This is a genomic window from Lentibacillus salicampi, from assembly GCF_004565465.1.
GTDB classification, from domain to species: domain Bacteria; phylum Bacillota; class Bacilli; order Bacillales; family Amphibacillaceae; genus Lentibacillus; species Lentibacillus salicampi.
The window spans coordinates 156,668-178,710 of sequence record NZ_SRHY01000002.1 but is presented as its reverse complement, the minus strand read 5'-3'; the positions used below and the strand labels follow the sequence as shown (position 1 = coordinate 178,710).

The 22,043-nt window shown below is 46.1% G+C and carries 17 protein-coding genes; 3 read left to right on the top strand and 14 right to left on the bottom strand.

The genetic code is table 11. The annotated features are described in order from the left end of the window. Nucleotides 1–3: 3 nt before the first annotated feature. Nucleotides 4–1,647: a glycerol-3-phosphate dehydrogenase/oxidase gene (locus E4U82_RS03110; protein WP_135108575.1), complete on the top strand. Its 1,644-nt coding sequence runs from the start codon at nucleotides 4–6 to the stop codon at nucleotides 1,645–1,647. A 26-nt stretch (nucleotides 1,648–1,673) separates the two neighbouring features. Here E4U82_RS03110 and yhfZ read toward each other — a convergent pair whose 3' ends face one another. After that, the gene (yhfZ, locus tag E4U82_RS03105) at nucleotides 1,674–2,588 is read right to left on the bottom strand and encodes a GntR family transcriptional regulator YhfZ (protein WP_135108574.1); all 915 of its coding nucleotides are present in this window, start codon (nucleotides 2,586–2,588) and stop codon (nucleotides 1,674–1,676) included. Nucleotides 2,589–2,911: 323 nt separating this feature from the next. On the opposite strand from yhfZ, the gene E4U82_RS03100 reads away from it, so the two are divergent. Beyond that, nucleotides 2,912–4,414 carry a response regulator transcription factor gene (locus E4U82_RS03100; protein WP_167751306.1) on the top strand — a complete coding sequence of 501 codons (1,503 nt, stop codon included), beginning with the start codon at nucleotides 2,912–2,914 and terminating at the stop codon, nucleotides 4,412–4,414. A gap of 85 nt (nucleotides 4,415–4,499) precedes the next feature. On the opposite strand, the gene E4U82_RS03095 is transcribed toward E4U82_RS03100, so the two are convergent. The 12 genes from E4U82_RS03095 to E4U82_RS03040 form a co-directional block, all read right to left on the bottom strand. Beyond that, complete coding sequence (locus tag E4U82_RS03095) at nucleotides 4,500–6,347, bottom strand: AMP-dependent synthetase/ligase (RefSeq protein WP_135108572.1); 1,848 nt, start codon at nucleotides 6,345–6,347, stop codon at nucleotides 4,500–4,502. Nucleotides 6,348–6,628: 281 nt separating this feature from the next. Then, the gene (locus E4U82_RS03090; protein WP_135108571.1) at nucleotides 6,629–6,979 is read right to left on the bottom strand and encodes an SCP2 sterol-binding domain-containing protein; all 351 of its coding nucleotides are present in this window, start codon (nucleotides 6,977–6,979) and stop codon (nucleotides 6,629–6,631) included. Nucleotides 6,980–6,994: 15 nt separating this feature from the next. Then, nucleotides 6,995–8,137, bottom strand: a complete 1,143-nt coding sequence (locus tag E4U82_RS03085) for a thiolase family protein (RefSeq protein ID WP_135108570.1) — start codon at nucleotides 8,135–8,137, stop codon at nucleotides 6,995–6,997. A 19-nt stretch (nucleotides 8,138–8,156) separates the two neighbouring features. Next, nucleotides 8,157–8,999: an SDR family NAD(P)-dependent oxidoreductase gene (locus tag E4U82_RS03080; protein ID WP_135108569.1), complete on the bottom strand. Its 843-nt coding sequence runs from the start codon at nucleotides 8,997–8,999 to the stop codon at nucleotides 8,157–8,159. Between the two features lie 35 nt (nucleotides 9,000–9,034). Beyond that, nucleotides 9,035–9,826, bottom strand: a complete 792-nt coding sequence (locus E4U82_RS03075; protein ID WP_135108568.1) for an enoyl-CoA hydratase/isomerase family protein — start codon at nucleotides 9,824–9,826, stop codon at nucleotides 9,035–9,037. A 48-nt stretch (nucleotides 9,827–9,874) separates the two neighbouring features. Next, the gene (locus E4U82_RS03070; RefSeq protein ID WP_135108567.1) at nucleotides 9,875–11,086 is read right to left on the bottom strand and encodes an acyl-CoA dehydrogenase family protein; all 1,212 of its coding nucleotides are present in this window, start codon (nucleotides 11,084–11,086) and stop codon (nucleotides 9,875–9,877) included. Further along, the gene (locus E4U82_RS03065; protein ID WP_135108566.1) at nucleotides 11,083–12,225 is read right to left on the bottom strand and encodes an acyl-CoA dehydrogenase family protein; all 1,143 of its coding nucleotides are present in this window, start codon (nucleotides 12,223–12,225) and stop codon (nucleotides 11,083–11,085) included. The genes E4U82_RS03070 and E4U82_RS03065 overlap by 4 nt, the downstream gene beginning before the upstream one ends. A gap of 39 nt (nucleotides 12,226–12,264) precedes the next feature. After that, nucleotides 12,265–12,600, bottom strand: a complete 336-nt coding sequence (locus E4U82_RS03060) for an SCP2 sterol-binding domain-containing protein (RefSeq protein ID WP_135108565.1) — start codon at nucleotides 12,598–12,600, stop codon at nucleotides 12,265–12,267. Nucleotides 12,601–12,736: 136 nt separating this feature from the next. Next, on the bottom strand, nucleotides 12,737–13,525 hold the full coding sequence (locus E4U82_RS03055; protein WP_135108564.1) for an MBL fold metallo-hydrolase: 789 nt from the start codon (nucleotides 13,523–13,525) through the stop codon (nucleotides 12,737–12,739). 233 nt (nucleotides 13,526–13,758) lie between these two features. Continuing rightward, on the bottom strand, nucleotides 13,759–15,228 hold the full coding sequence (locus E4U82_RS03050; protein WP_135108563.1) for a Na+/H+ antiporter NhaC family protein: 1,470 nt from the start codon (nucleotides 15,226–15,228) through the stop codon (nucleotides 13,759–13,761). A 110-nt stretch (nucleotides 15,229–15,338) separates the two neighbouring features. Beyond that, nucleotides 15,339–16,862, bottom strand: a complete 1,524-nt coding sequence (locus E4U82_RS03045) for an AbgT family transporter (protein WP_135108651.1) — start codon at nucleotides 16,860–16,862, stop codon at nucleotides 15,339–15,341. 537 nt (nucleotides 16,863–17,399) lie between these two features. Further along, nucleotides 17,400–19,559: a DNA topoisomerase III gene (locus E4U82_RS03040; RefSeq protein WP_135108562.1), complete on the bottom strand. Its 2,160-nt coding sequence runs from the start codon at nucleotides 19,557–19,559 to the stop codon at nucleotides 17,400–17,402. 355 nt (nucleotides 19,560–19,914) lie between these two features. Here E4U82_RS03040 and ytaF point away from each other — a divergent pair, with 355 nt between their 5' ends. After that, nucleotides 19,915–20,544: a sporulation membrane protein YtaF gene (ytaF, locus tag E4U82_RS03035; RefSeq protein ID WP_245183510.1), complete on the top strand. Its 630-nt coding sequence runs from the start codon at nucleotides 19,915–19,917 to the stop codon at nucleotides 20,542–20,544. A 248-nt stretch (nucleotides 20,545–20,792) separates the two neighbouring features. On the opposite strand, the gene E4U82_RS03030 is transcribed toward ytaF, so the two are convergent. Continuing rightward, nucleotides 20,793–21,689, bottom strand: coding sequence for an AEC family transporter (locus E4U82_RS03030; RefSeq protein ID WP_135108561.1), 897 nt, complete (start codon nucleotides 21,687–21,689; stop codon nucleotides 20,793–20,795). Nucleotides 21,690–22,043: the final 354 nt, after the last annotated feature.

The following is a 22,043-nucleotide window of genomic DNA, read 5'->3' as shown; positions in this document are numbered from 1 at the left end:
AACATGACACAAAACTTCAGCCCACAATACCGCTCACAAGCACTTAAAGATATGGCATCCCAGGAATTTGACATGCTGATTATCGGTGGCGGGATAACAGGAGCCGGGTTGGCCAGAGATGCTGCACTAAGGGGGCTGAAAGTGGCGCTTGTCGAGAAAGAAGACTTTGGCTTTGGAACTTCAAGCCGCTCAGCCAAGCTAGTACATGGCGGTGTTCGATATTTGGCAAATGGCGACGTTCGTATGGTCAGGGAATCTGCACGGGAACGGAAGATATTAAAATCCATCGCACCACATTTGATCCATCCGCTGCCGTTTGTGTTTCCGTTATATAAAGGGGACAGTAAAACAAAATTCAGGACCGGCTTCGTGCTTTTTGACAAATTGGCAGGTGCTTCAAAAAAGGAGAGCCACAAAGTTTTAACGTCTGATGAGGTTCGTGAATATGTTCCGAATCTTAGAGATCCATTGAAAGGCGGACTGGTTTACGGTGAATACATTACCGAAGATGCCCGCTTTACGTTAATGAACGCCTTGTCGGCAGCCGAACATGGTGCACGCATAGCCAATCATGCAGAAGCTATTGACATCCAATTCGATGGACATGATCGCGTTATTGGTGCAGCCATTCGGGATACGTTAACGGGTAAAACATTCAATATAAAAGCAAAAATAACGGTCAACGCCACCGGCCCATGGGCACAGCAAACCCTGGAAAAAAATAATCTCAAAGCCACGAAAAACTTATTATTAAGCAAAGGGATCCACCTTATCTTTCCAGCTGCGAAACTACCAGTTACTGGCGCCGTTGCCCTGAAATCATCGGATGGCAAGGAAGGGTATGCAATCAGACGCTGGGATTATGTCTATGTGGGAACAACAGATGTCCCGCATGACGGTGAAATCGATTCCCCGACAGCTGACAAGAAAGCAATCGATTTTTTACTTGATATGACCCAGAATTGTTTTCCTGATTCTGAATTAGTGAAAGCAGATATTATCGGAACCTGGGCTGGCGTACGTCCTTTAATTTTGGAAGAAGGCAAAACAGCCAGAGATACATCCAGACATGATGAAGTATGGAAAACGAAGGAAGGATTGCTCACAGTCGCCGGAGGAAAGCTGACGACGTATCGGAACATGGGAAAACGGGTTATGCAAGAGGTGGCGAAAAACCTTAATCTGATTTTCGATGATGACAACCGAACAGCGGAAGTGGTGCTCCCAGGCAGTGACATTGGCGGAGACTTTTCCGCATTCAAACGGGAAATGAAACGCATCCTCGCTGCCTGTCATATAAGGCAGGAAACGGCAGAAAGACTGACATGGCTATACGGTTCAGCCATACATGATCTAATGCGTTACGGGCAGGAAGATCCCGTCTGGCTGGAAAGCTTGAGCGAAAACGTTCCCGCCATTAAAGGGGAAGTCAGGCTTGCCGTCGAAAAAGAAATGGCACAAACCTTGATTGATTTTATCGATCGGCGGGCAGCGCTTCTTCTTTTCGGCAATAACCATAGTCTCGATGCCGCAAAAAATGCAGCAGAAATAATGGGTCAATTTCTGGAATGGGGTGAAGCCGAAATGGAGCGTCAAATAAACGCCTATATAGACCATGTTGAACGGCATCGCATACCTATCTCTTAAACAAGCCGGTTTCTTATGCTGGTTTACTAAAAAATGGGAGGGACTTCATGTGCGATAACCTTCCGTTGCATAGCGATCACTTCTTGTGGATCGATAAGCTGGGAAATAAGATCCTGCAATGCACCGCTATCCGACCGAACGATTAAAACAGCTTCCGTATTTGCATCCGACTCCACGTTTCTGCGAGTCAGCGGAAGCACTTTTAACGATGGCGGCGGGCGATGAAATCCGGCTCCGGCATCCCAGACGGTTGCATCAATTTCTCCCGCCAAAAGCTTTTGCAGTGATTGTCCGTATGACATTTCCACGAGTTGTACGGATTTCCCCTCACATTCCTGAAGTGTCAATCGCATATGGTCGTTGGAAGAGGAATCGATACCGACCCTCATCCCGTCGGTAATTTCTTTTTCATCATTGTTTTCAGCCATGATCAAAACCTGATTCTCAATGTTAGAACCTGGCCCAAATGTAAAAAGTAGACGTAAGGCCTTGTCTTGCTGGATCCCTTCCCAGGTAAGCCTTGAAGTGATAATAAAATCACAACGGCCGGATTTCAAAAAATGTATTCGGTTCTTTGATCCGCGTAACATCGCTAGAATAAGCGGAATATCAGACTCCAGGAAGGTTTGGTTCAAGCCTGTTGCAAGCCCTTGAAAATGAGTGGAATAGGCTACCGGCATGGCGCCAATGATGGCTGTTAATTCTGCTTTCTCAAGCAGTATGGATCTGTCCAACTTTTTGATGAATGATCCGCGTTTCCCTAAACTTTCCAGTTGCAGAGCGCCGTCATCAGCCAGTAATTTGAATGCAGATTGTATGGTTCCCCGGCCTGTGCCAAATTCGGTAGCGAGTTTGCCGATTGGATCCATTCGATCACCTTCACTTAATGTAAGAAGGCGCCTTGCCAGATCAATGGCAACAGTACCATAACGGTGGTGCAAGTTAAGTTCTCCCCCTCCATAATGTATGTAGAACGAATGCCTTGATTCTATCGTTACTTTAGCAAAAGGGAGCAGGTATTGCAAGGGATTAAACAGTTGTCATGTGGAATCTGCGTCGCTTGTCCTTTTTCATAATAACCGCTTTCTTAGAATAATCATTAAATTAACAATGACGCTATTTATTTTAAATGTTCTTATTTATTTAAATAATTATTGTAATAATGGTATAATTCAATAAAGATAAGTATAGCAAGAGGTAGCACTTGGTCATATGGCATAAAGGTATTGTGAGATGTTTCAATAAATGAAGGGGGAAAATGAATATGTCCCTGACAATCAACCATCAGATGGATTCATTATTTCAAAATGGATTGGATATTGTCCGATCACATCCGTATCCGATTATGAATGAATGGGAAAGCATTCTGTCACACCTCCAGCGAACCGGAAAAAAATCTGCATCCAATATGGAAACAGCCATCAGCTTTTTTACCGAATACTTTTTTTCACAGGATAATGAACAGCCGGAGAACTTGAAACCCCGGTGCCCAGAAGCATTTCAGCCCAGTCAGTCCACATTGACATTGCTGGAAAACGCGGTACACAAAGTGACACAGTTACAAAAAAATCATTCTTACCAGGACCACCAGGCAATACGTTATCTCTTTTCAACAATCAGCCAGGATATATTTACACAGCCATACCAGCAATACTTCTCGATCGATTTCTTTTTGAAAAATCTCGTTTCCTCCAATCAGCTGCCGATTGAATGGACAGCGATCATCATCCAAAAGGATCAGTCCTATGTATTGGAAAAATGGTTCAATAACCTGAGCCAGGACTTGTTATTGGGAAACGATACGTTGAAAGCGGACACAGTCTTTGCTTTATCCGAACTGCTGCTCAGTCAAATGCCGTGGCAAAACAGAAAAAAATATAATGTCCTGCCAATACCGCATGATGATGTAACACTTTTAATTTGCGTTGACCATGATGATACGTCCCATGTCATGCCTTTTATCACTTACGCACTGCAAATGTTCCAAAACGGAAAAGATTCATTTGAAATTACGAAACAGGAACAGCAATGGAAAAATTCGGTCATTATGTTCAATGAAACGATTATGCGATCCAATAACTATAATGAAGCGATTGAAAATATAACAGCGGGCTTTGTCAATTATTTGCCTTTTGAACGTTGCGCTCTTTTTTCCTATTCCGCTAATGAACAGACGGGAGTTGGCCTGTTTGGGCATCGTCTTGATAATAAAGCCATCCAGAACATTTCAGAGGATATCAGTCAGCTGCCGCTGATCCGGGATAACCTGCAATTGGTGCGATTATTCGGCAAAACGATGAATTATTTACAGCCGATTTATATTAAAGATGCCTCAATCGGATTTCCCGATCATTATGTTAAACAATTTGACTTAAAATCTGTCGTGATTGCACCCATTTTTGTTTCGTCAAATAACAGACTGTTCGGGGCCGCCATTTTGGATCAGGGCGCGGGCAAACATTTCAAAGTCTCTCAGGATACCTTTACCGCATTGCTGAAATTCGGTCAGAGTGCGGGCGAAATCCTGGCAAAGTATTATCATAAACACACAAGAGATGATCATCAATCAGGTACATTGCATTTATCTCCAAGGGAAATTGAAGTGATGAAACTGATGGCTGAAGGTGCATCAACAAGTGAAGCCGCGAGCGACCTTAACTTAAGTGAATACACTGTCCGTGACTATGTATCAGCCATTATGCAAAAAATGGATGCGCGTAATCGTACTGAAGCCGTTGCAAGAGCGATTCGCCAAGGGCTGATTTAGAGATCGGGAAAGGAGCATTCAGCCAGGATGCTCCTTTTTTATCCGACTGAATTCTTTCGTGTTTAACACCGGGTGCTGAACACAATTATCCATTATCGACTGATGCCACCGCCTCCACAGCAGACGAATCCTCAGCATAAATGTTCTCAATCAATTCTTTATACTTCTTTTCAATCACCTTAACCCGCATCGATAATTTCGGTGTTAATTCCCCGCCTTCCACTGTCCATTCCTCGCCAATAATGACTGCTTTCTTCGGTTTTTCAAAATTGGCGAATGATTGCGTATGGCTTTTAACTTCTTCTTCAATTAAATCCTTTACGATTTTATGACGGCAGATTTCTTCCGGCGATCCCGATTCGATCCCATTCCGTTTTGCCCATGGTAATAAGTTTTCAAAATCCGGGTTGACGAGACAAATGATATATTTGCGGTGATCACCGACGATGAGGGTTTGTTCGATATAACTGCTTTCATTGATGGCATTCTCGATTAATTGCGGCGCGACATTTTTGCCGGTGGATAGTACGAGAATACGCTTTTTGCGGTCAACGATTTTTAAATAGTCGTCCTCATCCAGTTCACCGATATCGCCGGTATGCAGCCAGTCTCCGTCAAAAATATTGTTTGTTGCTTCTTCATTGTTGTAATACCCTTGCATCACACTTGGTCCCCTGACAAGTACTTCACCATCATCCGCTATACGCACATCCAGATTCGGCATAACTTTTCCGACTGTTCCGGCTTTAGCACGCACCATTGGGTTTGTCGTGATCACCGGGGACGTCTCCGTCAATCCATAACCTTCCAGTATTGGCAAGTCAATCGCCCAGAAGAATTTTGCGATATCAGGATTCAGTGTGCCGCCGCCGGAGACCATCCCGCGGATTCGTCCGCCCAATTCTGATTTTACTTTTTGATAAACAAGACGGTCAGCTATTTTCCACTTCCGCCTTAATTCCTTTGGCATGATTTCACCAAGGATCAGCTCATTAATCGGACTTTGAAGATACCGTTCATAACGTTCCAGTCCGATCTCGACAGCCCAGTTAAAGACTTTTTGCTTCACTTTCGTTCCATTATCAATTTGTTCCTGCACTTTGGCATAAACTTTTTCAAATAATCGTGGAACACTTGTCAGGACAGTCGGCCGTATTTCCTTTAAATTGTCCTGAATGGTATTGATACTTTCCGCGTAAGCAATTGTCACACCGACTGAGAGTGGTGTATAGTGACCTGCCATGCGTTCAAAGACATGGGATAGTGGCAAATAGGAAAGAGCAAGATCATCCGGTACAAGTTCAATCAGCCAAAATTGAACCGCCTCGACATTTGACAGGAAATTCCCGTGGGACAGCATGACACCATTCGGTTTGCCGGTTGTGCCTGATGTATGAATGATGGTTGAAATTTGGTCCCGGCCGATCTTCCGCCACCTTTCTTCCCAATTCGGGATTTCGTTTTTTGAACCCTGTGCTTCTAATTGTGAAAACGTTAATTCACTATTTCCCGGGGAGAAGTCATTGTCAGGATACATTGTAATGATACATTCAACCGCTGCATCCCCGGCCAGGATCTTTTGACGCTGCTCCTCATTTTCAACAACAGCTGCACGCACGTCGGCATTTTTAAGGATATAGTCAACTTGTTCAGCCGGTAATGTCGGATAGACCGGAACAGTGACTGCCCCAATGCTCGCCGCCGCAAAATCGGTAATCCCCCACATGGGGTTGCTGTTTGATAGAATAGCGATCTTATCATTTTCCGCCATCCCCAAATGAGCCAGACCTGATGCAGCATTGTAAATCCTGTTCCAAAACGTCTCATACGTGATGCTTTGGTAGACGCCATCTTCCTTCCACATCAGCACATATTTTTGCGGAAATTTCTTGACTGTACGATCAAGCATCTCCACCAAATTGTTCGGTTTCATGAGAAAACCCCCAGTATCTTAATCCGTTCAATCTCCCGGTTCCATTTACACCATTTTACATGCCTCTTAAAGAGGTTGTTCAAAAAGTCCGGCAAAAATGACACATCGAATTTCTTCGTTAGCTTGTTTTTCCGCTACTCATGTATCTAAATGCATACATTCCGTTGCTCAAAACTACTCCGCCGCGAACTTTGACGCGATTGACGTGCTAGTGCGCGTTGGCGATTGATGTCGCGAACTTAGCCGGCCAGCTCTTTTTATCCTCCTTTTTGAACACGCACTTAAAATGAAAACGAATTCAAAACAGTCTGCAGTTTAAGGGCAAGCCCCATATTCCCCTTGATTTTCAGTTTTCCGCCCATAAACGCTGCGGTGGGATTCAACGTCCCTCCCACCATATCCCGAAAATCATCTTGATCAATTGTCAGTGTTACCTGTGCATCTTTTTCTTCACCTTCTACAGTACGAGGACCATCATCATCAATAATCATTTGATACAAGCCATCATCGTCACCTGTTATAATAAACTGGTAAACCCCTTCTTTTCCGTCTGTTGCAGCCGGATCGTATTTGATCGCTGCATCAATCATGGCAAAAACCTCATCAGTACTTGGCTTTACGCATTCTGCCATAAGACATGCCTCCCTTTACAGTCGTTCGATAATCGTCGCTGTCGCCATACCAAAACCAATGCACATGACTTGAAGACCATATTTGCCATCCTGATCTTCCAATGTATGCAGCAAGGTTGTTGCCAGTTTTGCCCCACTTGCACCAAGCGGGTGGCCGAGAGCAATCGCCCCGCCCCGGATGTTCACTTTAGACATATCCGGTTCGAGTTCCTTTTCCCATGCCTTCACAACGGAGGCAAATGCTTCATTGATTTCAATGGCATCCATCTGATCAAGTGTCAATCCGGCTCTTTTAAGGACTTTGCGTGTCGCCGGGATAACACCTGTCAGCATCATGACCGGGTCCTCGCCGACAACCACACGTGCGATGATTCTGGCACGCGGCTTGACGCCCAATGCCTCTGCTTTTTCACTGGACATAAGCAACAAGCCAGCTGCACCATCACTTACCTGGCTGGAATTACCGGCTGTCACGACGCCATCGTCAGGCTGGAAAGATGGTGTCAGACCCGCCAATTTTTCCATTGATGTGTTCCGTCTAATCCCTTCATCATACCGGAATGTTTCGTTCCCGTTTTCGGTTTCGACTTCAATTGGCAAAATTTCGCGGTCAAAAAGTCCCTGATCAGTCGCAGCCACAGCCCGGTGATGACTTTCCAGTGACAATTCATCAAGCTCCTCACGGGATAATCCCCATTGACTGGCAATCATTTCAGCTGAAAAGCCTTGCGGAACAATGTTGTAACGGTCGACCAGATCATTGCTGGAGCTGCCCATATCACTTCCCATTGGAACACGGGTCATGTTCTCGGTCCCACAGGCAATGGCAATGTCCGCATCGCCCGCCAATATTGTCTGGGCGGCATTATGGATCGCCTGCTGACTTGACCCGCACATCCGGTTCAGTGAAAATGCCGGTACTTCAACGGGAAAACCGGCAGCAAGCACTGCCATCCGCCCGATATTGCCACCCTGTTCATCAGTCATGGTTACACATCCGGTTACGACATCCTCCACTTCTGCCGAGTCAACTGCATTCCGGCTGGTCAATGCTTTCAAGATGGGCACCAGCATATCGACCGGATGTGTCTTGGACATTTTTCCCTTTCGCCGTCCAACGGCTGTTCTTACTGCATCAACAATCACGGCTTCTGTCATGTTGCAGCCTCCTTCCGAATCAAAATGTGAACAGTTCAATGCCTCCGGAGACGTTTAAACCGACACCGGTAATATAGTTCGCTTTGTCGGAAACAAGGAACGTGATCGCATTTGCGATGTCTTCCGGTTTTCCGGGTTCCTTGAACGCTGTCCGACTGATCATCCGATCATTCATTTTCGCATTGCCCATTTTAAATGCTTCTGTTTCGACAATGCCCGGTACAATCGCATTGACATTAATCCCGTGTCTTGCTCCCTCCAGCGCCATGCTTTTGGTAAAACTGAGAAGCCCGCCTTTTGTGGCTGAGTAGCTTGCCTGACCGAACCCGCCTAGTGTGCCGGCAACAGAGGACATGTTGATGATCTTGCCGTATCCCTGTTCTTTCATGTATGGCCAGACAGCTTTTGTACAATTATATGCTCCGGTCAAATTGACATTCAGATCACGCTCCCAGAATTCGTCACTCTGATCCTCGATTTGTGAGACATGATCGAGCGTGCCGGCATTATTGACGAGAATGTCAATTTTCCCGAACTCATCCTTGATTTTTTCAAAAGCATCCTGAATTTTCTCCCGGTTGGTGACATCCATTTTAATGGCCGCTGAACGGCGTCCCATCTTCTTAATTTCCTGGGATGTTTTGTCGGCGTACATGACGTTTGTGCTCTGCATCACCTGGGCAATCGGGCCAAACCGCTCCGCTTCCGCTTCATTATTTTTATCCGACTCTATCAATATATCGGTTATCACGACATCGGCACCTGCCTCAGCCAAGGCCAGCGCATCTGCACGCCCAAGCCCCCTTGATGCACCGGTGACGACTGCCACCTTCCCTTCAAGCATGTTCTCCCATGACGACATACGGATTCCACCTTTCACTGTTATTTCAACCTTCTTTACTTGATGAACTGCGGCTTTTCTTTTTGGAAAAATGCAGCAAGGCCAATACTTGGCTCATCGGTCATAAACGTTTCACTGAACGCGTTTGCCTCAACCTCGAGACCTTCTTCAATCGGACCATCCGCTGCATTTATAGCGCGTTTGGCAAGTCCCATCGCATGAACAGCACCTTCCGCCAGCTGTTCGGCAAATGCCGTTGTTTCCGCTTCCAGATTCACGGGATCAACTGCCATATTAACCAGTCCGATCCTTTCCGCTTCCGCTGCTTCGATTTGTTTAGCGGTCATAATAAGTTCAGTCGCCTTGGCCTGGCCCAAAAGATGTGTCATCCGCTGTGTGCCACCCGCCCCCGGGATAAGCCCCAACGACAGCTCAGAGAGTCCGATCCGGCCTTTTCCCATAATACGGAAATCACAGGCCATTGCCAGTTCACAGCCGCCGCCCAGTGCGTGGCCATTGATCGCCGCAATCACCGGCTTCGGCATGGTGGCAAACCGGTGAAAGCATGCTTGCATGCGAGCGCTTTTTCCTGCAATGATATTATCTTCATCCTGCTCTTCGCCGGTATTCTGTATCATGCCTTTCAGGTCAGCGCCAGCCAGGAATATTTTCTCATGATTGGAAGCAATGACAACCACACGGACGGCATTATCCATTGTCAGCTCATCCGCAGCAGCCTCCAATTCCTGCATCAGTTCTTCCCCGATTGCGTTGGTCGGCGGATTATCAACCGTAATCCAGGCAACACCTTTATGTCGTTTATCGATTGTAATGGTTTGATAGGCCATGGAATTCATCCTCTCTTTTAAAATGTGTTCAAATTTGAACAACCCCTCTTAAACTCTTATGCCATGTGGTGCATACTGACGGCGTGCAATCACCAGATGCTGTATTTCATTCGTTCCTTCAAAAATATCGAACACTTTGACATCCCGGTAAAGCTTTTCCACAAGATGACCATCCAAACCAGTTGGCCCAAGCAGTTCAAGACATTTGGCACATATATCAAGCCCTGTCTTCCCGGCATGGGCCTTGCACATCGCAGCCTCTTTCGCGTTTGCCAGACCAAGGTCAGCCTTCCATGCAGCCTCCCACGTCAATAAACGGGCAGCCGCAATGTCCTGTTCGCACTCTCCCAATAATTCGGAGGCCATTCGAAAAAAATCGCCCTGTTTCGGATAGTCGTGCTTGACGATATCAAGGGTATATTCGTAGGCAGCACGTGCGATGCCAATCGCCATGGCAGCCACTATCGGCCGTGTGCTATCAAATGTTTTCATGGCTACCTGAAAGCCGGATGGTTTCGATCCGCTCGTTTCATACAGTGCTTCACCGCCGAGCAAATTTTCCTGTGGTACAAAACAATCTTCAAATACCAGCTCAGCTGTTTCATTTGCCCGGAGCCCCATTTTTTCGGCAAGACGGCTGCAACTGAATCCGGTTGCCCCTTTTTCCACAACAAACGCGCGCTGTCCAGAACGGCCGAGTGAGGCATCAACCGTTGCAAAGACGACAACCCATGAGGCACAGGCGCCATTCGTGATGAAAATTTTTTGGCCGTTCAATATGTAGCCGCCATCAACTTTTGTGGCAGTCGTACGAATAGCTGAAGCATCTGATCCGGCATCAGGCTCTGTTAACGCGTAAGCGCCCCACCTTGGCTCATCGTTTTTGAAAATCGACAAAAACCGTTCCTTTTGCTCGGGGGTCCCGCTGCTCTCAACGGGTGGGCCGCCCAGTCCCGCTCCTGGAAGTGATAATGTGACGGCTGGGTCGCCCCATGCCATTTCTTCAGTCGCCAAAACGCCCATACGATTGCCTTCACGTTCCTTTTTGGCTTTTTTGCCGGATGAATCTTTGTCCCCGCCTCCGCTGAACGATGACGTATTCAAATGGATGCCCATTTTGTTGACCTTATCAAGCCAATCATCGGGGACCTTTTCCTGCTTATCTGCTTCCATGGCAATCGGACGGATTTCGTTTTCAGCAAACCAATGCGTCATTTCTTTGATTTGCTGCTGCTGATCCGATAATTCAAAACTGATCATGTGACACTCACCTCTTCTTCCCCGGTAATCAGCTGTTCACCACTGCGAACCAATAAATCGTTCTCCCTGCCATAAAGCATCACTTGCGCCTGGGCATCCCGCATCCACTTTTCAACAGGAAAATCCCGGACAAAACCATGACCTCCGAGCAGCTGTACAGCTGAATCCGTCACATAACGCAGTGAGCGATGAGCACGATGCAATGCCCTGAGTGACAGACGTTCTGCTGAAGGCTCCCGGTTATCCGCTTTAACAGCGGCTTCCAGTACAAGGTGGTTTGCAATGCGCGTTTCGATTGCCATCGATGCGACACGGAACGACACACCCTGAAATGCTGCAATCTCACGGCCAAATGCTTTTCGTTCTGCTGTATATTCGGTTGCAGAATCAAGTGCTGCTTCCATCAGGCCGGTTTCTTTTGCAGCCTGTAATAGACGAATTCGATTTCGCGCTTCACGAAGTATATCGTCTGCTGCCGTCCCTTCCACAAGCACATGAGTGAGGGGTACTTTTACATTTTCAAATGAAAACCGGCCGAGGCCGGATGCGACCAGACCCAAACGATAATCACCCTGGTGAACCATCCAGTCAGCGGAATCATCAAGCCAGATAATCACATTTTTCCCTTGCGAATCTTTACCGGCAACCAATGCATAATCGGCAAAAGACGCCATACGCACCGGCTGTGACAGTCCCTGAAGGATATAACCGTCGTGATCATGACGTAAGCTGAGCTGATTTTCAGACAGTTCGTCGTTGTTTTCCAGGTCAATCAAAACCGTGGTAGCACCACTGGTCAAATCTACCATTTTGTCCTTGAAAACCGGGTTGTCCCGGAGAAGACGGAAAAAAGAAGCTGCATCACCGGCCCCCTGAAGACCTTGAATGATATCAAGATCGCCATAACTGAGCGCCTGCATCAGCTGGACTTGTGTAAGCAATGGCAATTCCAGTCCTTCCCAATCTTCAGGCAATTCAAGTGATAAAAATCCCAGTTCAGCAGCTTCATCACCTAATTTCTGATCAACAGCCCGCTGTTTTTCACATGTGCGGGCTGCAGGGCGGATTCTATTTTTGGCAAAATCTTTGGCTACTTTAATAAATGACGTTTCTTCCTCTGTCGGCTGGAAAGAAATCACGTGCCTCCTCCTTTACTGCCTGATTGAATTAAATGTATATCACTTGGCTGTCTGGTTATATGATGCCAAAACATCCTGCAGTTTCAGAGCAAGGCCCATATTGCCTTTCACCTTAAGTTTGCCTGTCATAAACGCCTGTGTGCCGTTCAACTCGCCATCGGCCATTTTTTTAAAATTATCCGAGTTCATGGTTAATGTGCAATCCGGCGTCTCCTGTTCACCTTCAGCCGTGTAACTTTGACCACCGTTAAAGATAATCTGGTACGCCCCATCGTCCAGGTTAAACTGATAGACTGCTTCTACCCCTTTTGTACGGCTCGGATCTTCCTTAATTGCTGATTCAATCTCTGAAAATATCTGGTTTACATCTGCCATGTTGATCCTCCTTCAATCATTGGTATATTTCAATTTTATCTGCACCGGAAGCAAAAATATATCCCCTATTATGTCGGGTTTATCCGATTAACACATATATAAATACGTCATTTGTATAAACAAATTTCGAGCGCACCTACTCCCGATAACACGACCGGATCAGGTTGAGGCGGGAAAACAAGCCAAACGACATCAGTTCAAGGCGAACCTTATCGGGAAGCAGCTGTTTCCTGATTTCTCTGTCCTTAAGCCCTGCCTGATGCAGTTCAGTCACGTGCTGCCGGAGCGTCAGCAAATAATCCAGTTTTCGCTTCAGCATGTCTTTTCCATCATGGATGATACCTGTATGGGCGCAAAAAATGGTATCAATATTATAGGACATTAGTTTTTGCAGTGAAGCGATATAAGCATGAATCGATTCCTGTTTTAAAAATACTTTCGGATATGGTGTGATATATAAATCGCCTGAAAACAGCCATCCCCTATCCGGTTCCAAAAGACAGACATGATCTGCCGTGTGTCCAGGTGCTGCAATCGGGATAAACTCATGATCGGGCGTTCTTATAACACTGGGATATACTTTTGCCTGAAAATCGATCCGTGGGCTTGAAAATAATCGACGATACCAGGAAGGCTGTGCATGCTTGCTCAAGACTCTTAAAGCCTTTTCATGGCAAAATATATCAACCGAAAAGCGTTCACTGACCCACCGGACCATTCCGGCATGATCGTCATGACTGTGAGTCAGTGCAATCTGAAAAATATGCCCGGACTTGAAAGCGGGAATGAGATGAAACTTTCGTATCCGCGGACCTGTATCAATGAGCAGGCCATCAATTAAATATAAATGGATCTTCATAACGCGGTAAAATGGATTGACAGCCGTTTTGATCACGTCAATATCTTCATAATGTAACTGCTTCATTTTGTTCTCTCCCAAACAATGACGAATTGGTTCTTTTCTTATTTAACCATATATGCCACGAAAACCGCCACCCCGATTATAGTCGTCAGCTAAGGAAACGTTAGAGGGGGAAATATCATAGGATAATCCGGTACGTTTCAGCGTCCTTCCTTTTACAATATCAATAAACATTCATACAAAAAGGATGAAGCGGTTATTTGACCTGACCACTCCATCCTTTTCTCCCGAAAAATTTAATCACGCGGTTTTTCTTTCAGTTCCTCACCGTTTTTCCCTTCATAACGCAATCCCCAGCCGGTTAAAGCTGCAATCAGCATGATGATGAACAGGAACCAGCCCTGGAAAACAAATGGGAAAACAGCAGTCGGCTCCACGATTGGCAGCCAGTCATACTGCCCCTGCATCGTCTGGATAGTTGACCAGCCCAATAATACCGGCGCACCCCACGGAAAAATATAACCCAGTGCTGAGGTTACAGCATCCAGCATATTCGCCATCCGGTAGCGGTGAATGTTGTATTTTGTTCCAATTTCTTTAACAAATGGTGCTGCCGCAATTTCGGCTGCCGTGTTAATGGTAATGGAACTGTTCAGTAATGAAACGATTGCCCAAATGGAAACTTCCGCTTTTCGTACTGAATGCTTAATCCATTTGACAAGTACCGTCGTGATGGCCGCCATCGTACCGCCCAACTTGAGCAGATGTGCAGCTCCTACAATAAGCAGGATAAGAATCGCCATATTGAAGTAGCCTGTCAGACCTTCAACAAGGGCCCCTTCAACAACCGTATCCGACTCGGGATTGAAACTCAAAATATCACGAAAGGCCCCTAAGTTCAGAACCAAAATGATCGGGATCGCAGCGATGAGCCCCCACGTTAACGATGTAAGCAGATGCTGACCGGATAAAGCAAGGATGAGGACAAGGGCAAAAGGCACCAGCATTATCAGTCCGCTCGCATTAACCGACTCCATTACAGAGCCAAGAGAAATCTGTTCTGCCTGTGAACCGCCACCGCCAAAGATAGCAAATAAAATTACAGCCGGTACAGCAGCAACAATCGAATATTTGAAACGGCTACGTACAACCCCCGGTACGTCAGCATCCTGAGTCGTTGCAGACACGATCGTCGTATCGGAGACCGGTGCCAGATTATCACCAAACACCGCACCCGCCAGAATAGCCGCAAACATAAAGGTCGGGTCCGCCCCAACCGCAACACCGGCAGGGTACATCAGCGTACAAAATGCAACCGTCGTTCCATAGCCGGTACCGACAGCTGTTGAAAATATGGCCGCCAGCACGAAGGTTAAGGCTACGAACATGCCACCTTCAACACCGGTCACAGACCCAATCCATACCAGTCCTTCGACAAGTCCACCGACCTGCAGGACCTGTGCGAACATGCCGGCATAAAACCATGCCACCATGGCAATGACACCAACCGGCTGAGCGAGGCCGTCAAACAAACCTTGAGCATAATCCTCCCACTTACTTTTACATAACAGCAAGCCAAGTGTCAGACCAATGATGGCTCCCAGAACAAGGGCAACTTCCGAGGACAGATCCATCACACTGATCGTAATCGCCCATACCACAAAAAACAGTAAAGGAACCGCTGCCCCGAATGGACCGAGATGGAAATCAAGCTTTTGAATCGTCTTATCACCGGTTGCCCGTTCTAATTCTTCATTATTCGACATTTCTACTCCCCCTTCAATCTATAGAATATTTAATCTTTTATACAGTTTATCATACGCTTTTAAAATTTAGAATAAAAAAATGACCCCCCTATTCGGGAGCCATTTCCAACTTATACGTGGACACCAATTCCTGGACCAAACGGAATGCCCAGCAATACAAACATCAAAAACAGCAGTGTCCAGACAATCAAAAATGTCATGCTATACGGAAGCATCAGGGCCATCAGGGTTCCAAGCCCAGCCTTTTTATCGTATTCTTTCATAAAGGCCAAGACAATCACAAAATACGGGTTCATCGGTGTAACTATATTTGTCGAGGAATCAGCAACACGATAAGCGGCCTGAATAAACGCGGGATGGTAATCCAAAAAGTAAAACATTTTCAGAAACACGGGTGCTTCGAGCCCCCACTGGGCCGCACCGCTGTAAACGACTAGATTCAGTAAAGCAGTCAGCAGTATAAACAGGATAACGACTATTATCCCTGTCATGTCAGCTGATTCCAGAAATGATGCACCCGTGACTGCCAGCCATGTCCCGATGTTCGTCCATTCAAAATAAGCAATAAACTGTGACACGGCAAAAATAAGCACAATAAAGCTCGACATATCTTTCATTGCTTCACCCATATATTGGGCGATCGATCGGGAGTTCTTAATCTTTTTCACCGTTATACCATATGCTGTACCGATTATAATGAAAAACAGCATGATGATCGGCACAATCCCCGAAATGAATGGTGAAGGGATCATGCCACCCCCGTCATTTCGAAGTGATGAATCCGGCCAGGCTAAAGCCAGAACCAGTAAAGCAATGTAGATGACAGCCGCTACAGCAGCATTACGAAGCCCTTTCTTTTCCAAAGCTGTCGTCTCTTCAAACGTCTTCGTCAAACCGCCATTATACTGACCAAGTCTTGGTTCAACAATTTTTTCCGTGACCAATCCGCCCGCAGCGGTAAGCACAAGGGTCGATACAATCATGAAGAACCAATTATCAACTGGAGTGACCGTTGCCGCGCCTTCAATCGTTTGCATGACTTCGGTTGATATTCCCGACAAGACTGCATCTGTATTAGCGACAATAATATTGGCAGTAAAACCGGCCCCGACACCGGCAAAGCCCGCGGCAAGACCTGCCAGTGGATGTCTGCCGACGTTATAAAATACCATCGCAGCAAGTGGCGGAACAATGACAAACGCAGCATCTGCAGCAAGGTTGCCAAGGATACCGGTAAATATGACTGCATAGGTAATCAGTGCTTTAGGTGCACGAAGAATCGTATTTTTAATGAATGTCTCCAACAAACCGACTTTATCAGCAAGCCCGACACCAAGCATCATGGTTAGCACAATGCCAAGCGGTGTGAACCCGACGAAATTCTCGATGACGGATGTGACCATGAATTGGAGTCCTTCTGCAGACAACAGGTTTTTTATCGTTATCTGTTCAGCGCTCCCGGGCTGTGTGAATGTCACATCAAATAATGCTATAAATCCGGATAGTAATATGACCAGTATACTAAGCGTAACAAACAGCATGAATGGATCAGGCAGTTTGTTTCCGATACGTTCGATTCTATTTAAAAATCGGGAAAAACGGCTATTCTTTTCACCTTTTTCTTTATTTGCGATAATCGTCACCTCCTTAGATGATCAATTATTTATAGCATAACCAATAGAAAAGTACTATTTCATTAAAATAACACAAGTAGACGGATAAGAATACTATTTTAAATCGGATTTTCTTTCGTCCGCTCCATTTTTCATACTAGTGCGTGTTCAAAAAGGAGGATGAAAAGGACCGGCAGGCTAAGTTCGCGACGACAATCGCCAACGCCTGCACTAGCACGTCAATCGCGTCAACGTTCGAGGCAGCGCAGCTTTGAGCGCGGGCTTCTCACGTGTTGTGGTGAGTTCTGCAGTTGGCGATTGACGTGGACGGTTTTAGCAGAACTTCCTCTATGCCTTTAGATACATGAGTAGCGGAAAAGCAAGCTAACGAAGAAATTCGATGCGTCATTTTCACTGGACTTTTTGAACAACCTCTACTGGGATGACGACTTTTTTGAACTCAGAAGGTTAAACAGATACCGCATGCAGGCCTCAAATGACAATCATAACAGTGAAAAAAAGGGTCCCTGCCGAGGCAAGGATCCTTCTCTGGAGGGATTATTCTTTTAACTTGGACAGCGCATCTGCCAAGGCGTTGTTTTTGAACCCGTCATCCTGTTTTTTCAAGTATTTGTTGACGTCTTTTTTGGATACTTTCTGGTTTTTCTCCTGCTCTTTACGCTTATTGAATGCTGACAGTTTTTCGGAAAATCCGCACTGACAGGTGAATGTTTTGCCTTCACCCTCACCACGCATCACCATCCGCTTGTGGCAGTTCGGACATCTGGCATTGGTACGTTTGAAAATATTCTTTTTGTAACCGCAGGAACGATCCTGACAGACAAGCATCTTGCCATTCTTATTATCAACTTCCATCATGAGTTTGCCACAGTTCGGGCATTTGCTTCCGGTCAGGTTATCATGTTTAAACTTTTCGTCGCTCGTTTTAATCTGGTGAACGATCTCTTTGGTATATCCTTTAATATCATTGATGAAGTGCTTTTTATTCAGTTTGCCTTCCGCGATCTGCCCGAGTTTATTTTCCCATTCAGCAGTCAGCGCTGGTGACCTTAAATCTTCAGGAACGAGCCCGAGCAGCTGCCGGCCTTTTGATGTGGTGAAAATATGTTTGCCGCGCAGTTCCATAAGCTGGCTGTTGAACAGCTTTTCGATGATATCAGCCCGTGTGGCAACCGTTCCGATTCCCCCGGTTTTGCTGATGGTTTTAGCCAGATGCTTTTCATCCTGCCGCATATAACGCACCGGGTTTTCCATCGCCTGCAGTAATGCGCCTTCCGTAAAACGTTCAGGCGGCTTGGTTTCACCGTCCGTCAGCTTAATTTTGATACCAGAAAGTTGGGCTCCCTCCTGCACATCCGGCAGCTTCGCCTCATCCTTCGCGTCATTGTCGTTATAAATTTCCTTCCAGCCTTGCTTTTTGATGTTTTTCCCCTTAGCAGTAAAATGCTCACCGCCAATTTGGGCTTCAATTGTCACTTGCTCGTACTCATGCGGATCTGACAAGACAGCCAAAAACCGTTTTACGACAAGGTCATAAATTTTCCGCTCTTTGTCATTCAAGTCGGCCAGCACAGGCGATTCTTCCGTTGGGATAATCGCGTGGTGATCGGAGACTTTGGCATTATCAACGACCGATTTCGGAAGTTTCCACTCTTTTTTCATCAGTTTGCCTGCCGTACGTGCATAGTGATCCACATTAACTGCTTTCACACGGTCTTTCAGCGTCGGGACAATATCTGTTGACAGCACACGTGAATCAGTCCGTGGGTATGTGAGAACTTTGTGCTGTTCATACAATTTCTGCATCAGGGATAGTGTCTCTTTTCCGGAATATCCGAAAATCCGGTTGGCATCACGCTGCAATTCCGTCAGATCATACAATTGTGGTGCATGTTTTTTCTTATAGGCTTTGTCAATGCTGACGATTTTTGCTGGATTCCCTTTTAATTGATGAAGCAGCTTTTCCGCCTTTTCTTTGGAAAAAATCCGACTGTTATTTTTATTATCCTGCCAGGTAAGTGTCAGGCCGGTATTCGTTTTGGCCTCAATCCCGTAAAATGACTGCGGCTTGAATTCGTTGATCTCCTTTTCCCTTGCCGCAACCATCGCAAGTGTCGGTGTCTGCACGCGGCCTGTCGACAACCGGGCATTGAATTTCGTCGTGAGGGCGCGTGTCGCATTCAGTCCGACATACCAGTCGGCTTCCGAGCGAGCCACGGCTGACGCGTACAGATTTTCGTATTGTTTTCCCGGTTTTAAGTGTTTAAAGCCTTCACGGATCGCTTTATCGGTAACCGAGGATATCCAGAGCCGCTTTACAGGCTTGTTGACGCGAGCCTTTTCAATAATCCAGCGGGCAACGAGTTCCCCTTCTCTCCCGGCATCCGTCGCTATAACAATGTCGCCGGCGTCTTTCCGATTCAGCTGTGTCTTAACAGCGCTAAACTGTTTGCTGGATTTTTTGATGACCACCAGTTTTAACCAGTCGGGCAACATCGGCAAATCATCCAAGCGCCATGTTTTCCATCTATCCTCGTACATTTCGGGGTCAGCCAGGGTCACCAGGTGTCCAAGCGCCCACGTGACAATATATTTTGATCCTTCCATATAGCCGTTGCCTTTTTTCGTGCAGTTCAGCACACGGGCAATATCCCGGCCGACGGAGGGTTTTTCTGCTAATACAACCGTTTTGCTCATAAACAGGAATCCTCTCTTAAAGATTTTCTTCTTTTACTGTAACACATTTGCTTCGATATTTGCGCCTTTCACACCACCAGGTGATTACCATACACTATTTTAGACAGTCAGCAAGTGTTCAAGAAAGAGGATGAAAAGAATCGTCATCGGCTAAGCTCGCGATGTCCTGTCGCAACGCCGATATTGCATGTCAATCGCGTCGAAGTTCCAGGCAGCGAAGTTGTGGAGGGCGGACTTCCACAAGAGGTGGTGACTTCTGCAGTTGGCGATTGACGTGGGCAGTTTTAGCACAAGACCTCTTGTCGATATGTCGTCTTTATCGGACTTTTTGAACAACCTCTGCTAGGAAAGGAAAATGATATCGATGCTCTATTATACCGGATTAGTCTTTTTAATCATCGGTGTCAGTCTTGATGGGTTTGGCGTCGGTATGTCGTATGGACTGCGGCGTGTTCACGTGCCGTTTACAGCTTTAGGAATCATCATGTTCTGTTCCGGTTTGATCGTCTATCTATCGATGACACTCGGCAATGTGCTGAAGTCATTTATCACACCTGGTCTGACAGATAACATTGGCGGGATTATCCTCTTGGTCATTGGTTTGTATTGTTTATATAATGTTGTCCGTTCCAAGCAAGAAGCGCCGTCTAAAACACCTTCCGACGAAGAAGCCTGGGGCAATTTCAAAACCGTCATGAGGAAACCGCAGCAGGCTGATTTGGATCAATCCGGGAGTATTTCACTGACAGAAGCGGTTTTTCTAGGGTTCGCTCTGGCAATCGACGCATTCGGTGCTGGGCTCGGTGCCGCTATGTTGGGCTATTCGCCTGCGATAACAGCCGTATCCATTGCGTTGATGAGCGGCTTATTTGTATTAGGCGGTGTGCGAATGGGTATCTTTTTATCCGCAAAAAAATGGATGCAGCAACTCACATTACTACCTCCATTTTTACTCATGATCCTTGGTATTTTCAATATGATATAGTGCCTTTTGCGCTGCCATAATTTCAGACGGCGATCTGTTTTTCCGACAACGTCAGCTTTTGGCATCGAAACCTCTACAACATTGAAATGATCCAGCCAATCACGACAATCGCACCAATCACCATTAAAATCGTTCGAACCATCTGTACCATCCTTTCAGACACTGTTGTTTAAATGTAACGTACCCTGATCTGAAAGCGGGAAAACATGTTACCGTGATAGATACTGTTGTTTTCGTTTCTATGACGATTACGTGATGACGTTTAACAGGATGGTAACCGTTACGATACTGATCAATGTCGTCACAAGTGTAATACTGGAAACCAGGTCAGGTTCGGAATCAAATTCGATCGCATAAATGGTTGTTGTAGCAGCACTCGGCATGGCCGCCACAACGACAAGCACCACACCGATCATCGGGTCAACCGGCACCAGCCAAATAAATAAAAATGCGAGTAGAGGCGACAGAATCATCCGGGCCCCCGCTGCCGATAAAATAACCTGCCAGTTAAAGGATAATGATGTGATGGACGCCAGCTGCATCCCTAGTATCACCATCATCAGCGGGATTGCCGCATCACTCAGCATTGTCAAGGTTGAATAAATCGATCCAGGTATGTTGATGGATAATGCCTGGAGCCCGACTCCGATGATGGCTGCATATGTGGCTGGCATTTTCAAGACCGTTTTGCAAGCCCGCCAAAAACCGCTCGTGCTGCGTGACGCGTAATATACCCCGAACACGTTCATGATCATCGTTTGCAAAACCATCAAAAAAATTGCATAAGGCATCGCTGCTTCGCCTATGCTGAACAGGATCACCGGTACCCCATAATTACCGCCATTCATGAACGCAGTCGACAAAATGGCCCCGCTTTCCACCGATTCTGGCCACTTGAAAACCCGTGCAAACACTTTTACAAATAGAATCATAGCAACTAAGAGCAGGAACGCGAAGATAGCGATCATCGTGTAGCCTTGATTAAAACTGGCCTCATATAATGTTGTAAAAACCAAAGCAGGCATAAAAATAAAAATCGATGCCGCTGCAAGTGATTTCACGTCAAGAATGCGAATCCGTTGCAGCAGGAAGCCAGCCGCAAACACCGCCACAATCGGTAATACCACTTGAAAAAATAACGCCATCCAAACATCCCCAATGCAGCAAATCTTTTACCAGTTTAGCACTCGATTGGCGTGCTTACCAGTCATTAAGTTTCCTGGACAGATGGGACTTGCTCTTTTGCGTTTATTCATTTTTCAACATTTTCAACATCCGGTGCTTGACAAGCAACGAATTTTATAGTATAAATGTAAGTTGATACATAAAGTGCAAGTAAGTTGTCATTTCTGGCATTCTGCTTATTTGTTTTTGGCGATGCTTATTCACACTGGCGCGGCTTCGGGGTCGCAAGGACGTCAGAGCAGGTTGGGCTGACGTTGCTTAAGTTGAGAAAACACCAGTGGAACATAGACCGCGGTAAATGGAAGATTACAATT